Source organism: Ruegeria sp. BH8, assembly GCF_056538065.1.
Genome location: NZ_JBQFSP010000010.1, coordinates 133,502 through 139,872, shown reverse-complemented (window position 1 = coordinate 139,872; position 6,371 = coordinate 133,502). Strand labels below are relative to the sequence as shown.

General features: G+C 58.3%; 7 protein-coding genes. 5 read left to right on the top strand and 2 right to left on the bottom strand.

The annotated features are described in order from the left end of the window. A partial coding sequence (locus ACR0AD_RS16000; RefSeq protein ID WP_480488341.1) for an EF-Tu C-terminal domain-related protein occupies nt 1–191 on the top strand: 191 nt, incomplete at its 5' end. Nucleotides 192–441: 250 nt separating this feature from the next. Here the strand turns inward: ACR0AD_RS16000 and rpe are convergent. Further along, nucleotides 442–1,131, bottom strand: coding sequence for a ribulose-phosphate 3-epimerase (gene rpe / locus ACR0AD_RS15995; RefSeq protein WP_480488339.1), 690 nt, complete (start codon nt 1,129–1,131; stop codon nt 442–444). Between the two features lie 163 nt (nt 1,132–1,294). On the opposite strand from rpe, the gene phnC reads away from it, so the two are divergent. The 4 genes from phnC to phnE (ACR0AD_RS15975) all read left to right on the top strand — a co-directional run bounded on the left by phnC (nt 1,295) and on the right by phnE (ACR0AD_RS15975) (nt 5,398). After that, on the top strand, nt 1,295–2,116 hold the full coding sequence (gene phnC, locus ACR0AD_RS15990; protein WP_267365713.1) for a phosphonate ABC transporter ATP-binding protein: 822 nt from the start codon (nt 1,295–1,297) through the stop codon (nt 2,114–2,116). Between the two features lie 67 nt (nt 2,117–2,183). Next, nucleotides 2,184–3,086 carry a phosphonate ABC transporter substrate-binding protein gene (gene phnD, locus ACR0AD_RS15985; protein ID WP_267365714.1) on the top strand — a complete coding sequence of 301 codons (903 nt, stop codon included), beginning with the start codon at nt 2,184–2,186 and terminating at the stop codon, nt 3,084–3,086. 66 nt (nt 3,087–3,152) lie between these two features. Continuing rightward, on the top strand, nt 3,153–4,034 hold the full coding sequence (gene phnE, locus ACR0AD_RS15980; protein ID WP_480488337.1) for a phosphonate ABC transporter, permease protein PhnE: 882 nt from the start codon (nt 3,153–3,155) through the stop codon (nt 4,032–4,034). Then, complete coding sequence (phnE, locus tag ACR0AD_RS15975; RefSeq protein ID WP_480488335.1) at nt 4,031–5,398, top strand: phosphonate ABC transporter, permease protein PhnE; 1,368 nt, start codon at nt 4,031–4,033, stop codon at nt 5,396–5,398. The genes phnE (ACR0AD_RS15980) and phnE (ACR0AD_RS15975) overlap by 4 nt, the downstream gene beginning before the upstream one ends. Nucleotides 5,399–5,598: 200 nt before the next feature. On the opposite strand, the gene phnF is transcribed toward phnE (ACR0AD_RS15975), so the two are convergent. Next, the gene (gene phnF, locus ACR0AD_RS15970; RefSeq protein ID WP_480488333.1) at nt 5,599–6,309 is read right to left on the bottom strand and encodes a phosphonate metabolism transcriptional regulator PhnF; all 711 of its coding nucleotides are present in this window, start codon (nt 6,307–6,309) and stop codon (nt 5,599–5,601) included. Nucleotides 6,310–6,371 lie beyond the last annotated feature (62 nt).

Sequence of the window (6,371 nt, the reverse complement as noted above, 5' to 3'; positions counted from 1 at the left end):
ACTTCCGGACCACTGACGTGACCGGCACCGTGACCCTGGCGGAAGGCACCGAGATGGTCATGCCCGGCGACAACGTGTCGTTCGGCGTTGAGCTGATCGCCCCGATCGCGATGGAAAACGGCCTGCGCTTCGCGATCCGCGAAGGCGGCCGCACCGTCGGCGCCGGCGTCGTGTCGAAAATCGTAGAATAATCCGTAGGCCAGGCTTCAGCCCGGCACATCGGTGAACAAACGAAGGCCGCTCCATAAAGGGGCGGCCTTTTTTGTAAGTTATTGTATCGAAGGCCTTCGACCGACTCGTAGGCCGGGCTTCAGCCCGGCGCGTCTGTGACCCTAATGAAGGCCGCAACAAGAACATCAAGGCGGGGTGTGTCCCGCCCGATGAGTTCAACGAAATTCAGTTTTGCGGATAAAGCCAACTATGCAGTCGCGAGTTGGCAGATCAGCCCAACCCGCCTTCAGCTGCGGCCCGTACGGCCCGAATATTCTCACCGTAAACCTCGGGCCGATCAACTGATCCGCCTTTGAACACGGCAGACCCGGCCACCAGCACATCAGCCCCCGCTGCGGCAACAAGGGGCGCTGTCTGGGGATCAACACCGCCGTCGATCTCGATATGCACGGGGCGGTCACCAATCATCTGGCGCAATTTGCGGATCTTGCCAGTCATGTCGATGAACTTCTGGCCGCCAAAGCCGGGGTTCACGGTCATGACGCAGACCAGATCGGTGAGGTCCAGCAGATGTTCGACCGCCTCAGCCGGGGTGCCCGGGTTCAAGGCCACGCCTGCCTTCATGCCCGCGGCGCGGATCGCCTGCAGCGTGCGGTGGGTGTGGGCCCCTGCCTCGACATGCGCGGTCAGAATGTCGGCGCCTGCATCAGCGTAGGCCTGGATGTATGGATCGACCGGCGTGATCATCAGGTGCACGTCCATGACCGTCTTTACATGCGGGCGGAACGCTTTGACGGCTGGCGGGCCAAAGGTCAGGTTCGGGACGAAATGACCATCCATTACGTCAACATGGACCCAATCCGCGCTCTGCGCTTCGATGGCCTGAATTTCTTGCCCGAAATTGGCAAAGTCGGCGGACAGAATGGACGGCGCGATCTTGATGGTGCGGTCAAAGCTCATATTGGCCTCGTATCAGCTGAAGAGTCGCGGATGCGTATACCCGTGAGGCGGGTCGATGGATACCCCCCGCACGTGTCGTGCCGTTACAAAACTTTCACTACGCTGACACATATCCGTTGAACGGCATCTGTAGCAGTCCGCCAACATGAATTGGGGGTGGCACGTGCTGCGTATCAAGAAACTGACCAAACGCTTTGGTGACAATGTTGCCGTGAATGCCGCGACGCTGGATGTGGACAAGCCATGCATGATCGGGATCATCGGGCGGTCGGGCGCGGGCAAGTCCACCCTGCTGCGGATGATTAACCGCCTGACGGATGCCAGCGAAGGTGAAATCCTGTTTGAAGGCCGGGACATCACCCAACTGAAAGGCCGTGACAAACGCGCCTGGCAGGCCGATTGTGCGATGATTTTCCAACAGTTCAACCTGGTGCCGCGCATGGATGTGGTTTCGAACGTGCTGCATGGCACGCTCAACCGTCATTCGACGCTGGCCGCTATGTTCAACCTGTTCCCGATGGATGAAATTCACCGTGCCATCGACATCCTGGACCGGTTGGGGATTGCGGAACACGCTCCGAAACGGGCCGAGGCCTTGTCGGGCGGCCAGCAACAGCGCGTGGCGATTGCGCGGGCTCTGATGCAGGACCCGAGGATTATTCTGGCGGATGAACCAATTGCCTCGCTGGACCCGATGAACGCACAGGTGGTGATGCAGGCGCTGCGCCGCATCCACGAAGAAGATGGCCGCACTGTCATCGCCAACCTGCACACACTGGACACTGCACGTCGCTATTGCGACCGCGTGGTTGGTATGCGCGACGGGCGCATCGTGTTCGATGGGCTGCCCGAGCAACTGACCACGGGCGTTGCTCGCGAGATCTATGGTGCCGATGCCAGCTTTTCGGAAGAAGCGACATCAACGGAAATCGAAACGCTCGACGCCACGCGAAAGGCGCTGATGGAAGCAGAAGCAACCATTTGAGCCGTCCCAACCCCTTTCATCGCCCGGCCCGATGAGAGGCCGGGGTTATCAAACTGGAGAGAGACAGATGAAAAAACTGATTGCTGCCTTGGTCGCAACCACAACACTGGCCGCACCGGTCATGGCTGAAGAAATCAGCGAGTTTCGTATCGGCATTCTGGGTGGCGAGAACGCTCAGGACCGGATGAGCAAAAACGAGTGTCTGCGCGAATACACCGAAGAACTTTTGGGCGTTCCGACCAAATTGTTTGCCCCTGCCGACTATAACGGAGTGATACAGGGGCTGCTGGGCGGCACGATTGATGTCGCCTGGCTGGGTGCGTCGGGCTATGCCAAAACCTATCTGAGCGACCCCGAAGCGGTTGAGCCGGTACTGGTCAAGGTGAACACCGATGGCGGTTACGGCTATTACTCGGTTGGTTTTGCACGCAAGGACAGCGGCATCACCTCGCTTGAGGACATGAAGGGCAAGGTTTTTGGCTTTGGTGACCCGAATTCGACCTCGGGTTATCTGATCCCGTCGATCGAGATTCCCCAGGCCACCGGAGCAACCATGGAATCGGGTGACTATTTTGCTGAGGTGAAATTCACGGGCGGTCACGAGCAGACCATCGTTGCGGTGAACAACGGTGACGTTGATGGCGGTGTGACCTGGGCTGATGGTCTCGGCGAGTGGGAAGACGGCTATCAGTCGGGCGCGCTGCGCCGTGCTGTGGATGCTGGTCTGGTCGACATGAACGATCTGGTCGAGATCTGGAAATCGGCACCGATCCCGGAAGGTCCGGTTGTACTGCGCAAGGCTCTGCCCGAGGATGTCAAAGCTCAGGTCACCGAATTGTGGAACACGCTGGATGAAAAAGACCGCGAATGCTTCTATGGTGTGGCCGCGGGTGAGGCCAAGAGCTTTGATCCAATTACGCATGAGGCCTACGAGGTCATCATCGAAGCGCGCAAGCTGAAGTCCAACTAAAACTGCATATCCAATGATCGGGGTCTGGTGATGTACCGGACCCCGTTTTCCCTTCAGGAGCATTCCATGACAGACCTTACTGCAGGGTCCTTATCCGTCGATCAGATCCGCAACGACTATACAGCGATGACACGACGCAAGCGGGTCTATGGCGGCATCCTCCTGATTCTGTTCCTGTCGTTGATGGCGGCAGGGTTTCGCACAGCCGACAACCGGAATGCCGGCAGCTTTGTCGATGGCTGGCACCGTATTCTTGATTACCCCACAGAGGTTCTGTCCGAGGCGGGGGAGAAGATTGCCGAGATGCCAGCCAATCTGCTCTCGTTCTTCCCGGCTCTGATCGAGACAATCAACATCGCGGCGGCGGCGACGCTTGTTGGCACAATTGTCGGGACGTTTTTCGCCCTGATGTCGACACGCGGCATGGCGCTGTGGCCGTCATTGATCCCGCTGTTTCGCCGAATATCAGACATTTGCCGCGCCATTCCCGAGATCGTAATTGCGTTGGTTCTGATCTTCATTCTGGGCGGTGGCCCGGTTCCCGCGATGATCGCCATCGCGATTCACACTGCTGGCGCACTAGGCAAACTGTTTTCCGAGGTGAACGAGAACGCCTCGCTGAAACCGGTGGAAGGGCTGCATTCCGTGGGTGCCAATTGGTCACAGCGGATGTATCTGGGGGTGATTCCGCAGGTCGGTCCGAACTATGTCAGCTATGCGCTGCTGCGGTTCGAGATCAACATCCGTGCCTCGGCCATTCTTGGATTTGTTGGGGCGGGCGGTTTGGGTTACGAGTTGCGCAATGCCATGTCTTGGGGGCAGGGGCGTTATGACGAAGCCGCGGCCATCTTCATTCTTCTGTTCGTTACAATCGTGGTCGTCGACCAGCTGTCAGGCTACCTGCGCGACCGTCTGACCCACGGCTCGGAAAAAGGAGCTTTGGCATGAGCACCTTCGCAACCAATTTGACTGTTGATGACCTCAAAGCCGAAGCAGATCGCTTGTTCAACCGCAAAAGGTTGATGAATTTCGGGTTGCCTGCTCTGGTTTTCGTTTATCTGGTCTATGTCTTCTTTGCTTTTGACGTGTCGGGCCTTGTGGGGCGCGCAAACTGGGCAAATGGCAAGACGCTGGTGGCTGACAGCTATAGCTACAAAACGCATATCGCCCGGGATAATCGCACCGGTGAAGTCTCTGCCGCCATCGAGGGTGAGCGCAAAGGGGCATATCCTGAAGGGCAGGCCCCGGAGTGGGTGGCACTGGGCGAGACAACTGTGATCGACCTTGAAAAGGGCCATGTCGTGCGTTTCGGTGCGCAGACGGTGGAATATGACATTCCCGGCTATGGCACCATTCGCGCAACACCCACGCGTTCGGCCGGTGTACAGGCGGAGTTGCCGGAGGGCGAGGTTCCGGAGTGGATCAACGTCTCTAAAAACCGGCTGTCTGTGACCACGGACGCAGGTCGTTTGACTGTCACCCGCAACCGGTCCGAGGTGTTTCGCTATTTCACAGGTTGGGAATTGTTCTGGTTCACGCTGGACAGCCCTTATTTCGGCAAGTCCTTCCCGGAACTGGCCGGGCTCGCGGCGTCGGGCGAGGCGGGTGCGATCTTTAATGATTTTTGGACCAACAAGATGTGGCGCCATCAGGATGTGGCCTGGGCCATCTTCGAGACGATCCTGATGGCATTTCTGGGCACGTTTGGCGCGGCGATTGTGGCCCTGCCACTGGCCTTTCTTGCGACGCGCAATTTCAACCGGATGAGATCCATCCGCTTTGCGACACGGCGTGTATTCGACTTTGTGCGCGGCGTGGATGCGTTGATCTGGACTGTGGTTCTGGCCCGCGCCTTTGGTCCCGGCCCGTTGACCGGTGCGCTTGCCATTTTGGTGACGGACACCGGTACATTCGGCAAAATCTTCTCGGAAGCACTGGAAAACGTAGATCAGAAGCAGATCGAAGGTGTGCAGTCCACGGGTGCGAACGCCCCGCAACGGTATCGGTTTGGCGTTATCCCTCAGGTTACGCCCGTTTTGCTGAGCCAGCTTTTGTATTTCCTCGAATCCAACACCCGCAGTGCGACGGTGATCGGTGCAATCACGGGCGGCGGCATTGGGTTACTGCTGACGCAGGCAATCATCACGCAGAAAGACTGGGAAGAGGTCGCCTATTACATCATCCTGATCATTCTGATGGTGATGTTGATGGATTGGTTTTCGGGCTGGCTGCGCCGCCGTCTGATTCAGGGTGAGGCGGGTAAAAAGCGCAGACCGCGCGCGCCCGACCACAAACCGTTCCGGTTGCCCTGAACCGGGTTTGGAGCGGCAAGAAAACAGCACGGTCCGGGGCGGCACAAACGTTTGAAAAAGCGTCACAAAGCCTTTGCACCAACGCTCATCCGAATGCCGGGATGACGCTGGCCCAAAGGTCGCTTATCCGAAATTCGCGCCATGCCCAACGGGACGAGACCTCCGGCAGGAGGTCGACGTCGGGCGGTATCGGTTGTGGTTTACTCTTCGTTCAGCGTTAGCGTGACACGCTCACCAGCAAAGACGGTTCGACCATATTCGACAGGTCGGCCGTCCGGGTCCACGTTGACACCGATCGAAAACAGCACCGGGGCACCTTCGGACAGTTGCAGGTGAAGGGCTTGCGTTGCTATCGCACCGCGCGCGGTCAATCGGGTCGAGATGCGGGTGTAGTCCGCGATACCGCTGCGTTGCAGGGCTTTTGTTACTGACTGGGTCTCGGTCAGCGCCTGTAACAGGTTTGGAAAGCGTTCTGCCGGGAAGACGCTTTGAAAAACGGCTATGGGCTGCCCATCCGCCAGCGATAACCCGTCATAGACATGCACCGGGTCCCCTTTGCTCAGACCCAGTGCTTCGGCCTCGGCTTCATCTGCCGCACGCGTGGTCAGGGCCAGGATTTTCTTTCCCGGTATCTTGCCGCTGGCCGAGACGTTCTTGTGATATCGAACCCTTTTGCCAATCGGATAGTCGGTTGGCCGCGCCGCCACAAAAACGCCCGCACCGCGCCGGGCATGAACCAGACCTTGTTCCGACATGTCAGCCAACGCGCGCCGCACTGTGTGGCGGTTGACACCGTATTTGGCGGCCAGCTGCGCTTCGGTCGGCAGGCGGTCACTGGTTTGATACCGCCCTTCGGCAATGTCCGAGGTCAGGCGCAGGGCAATGCTTTTCCAGATCGGCGTTTTGCTCATGTCACCAAATCTTCACACAGTTGGAGATTGCGTGTTGCGCACACGCAGGTTAATATTTGTCT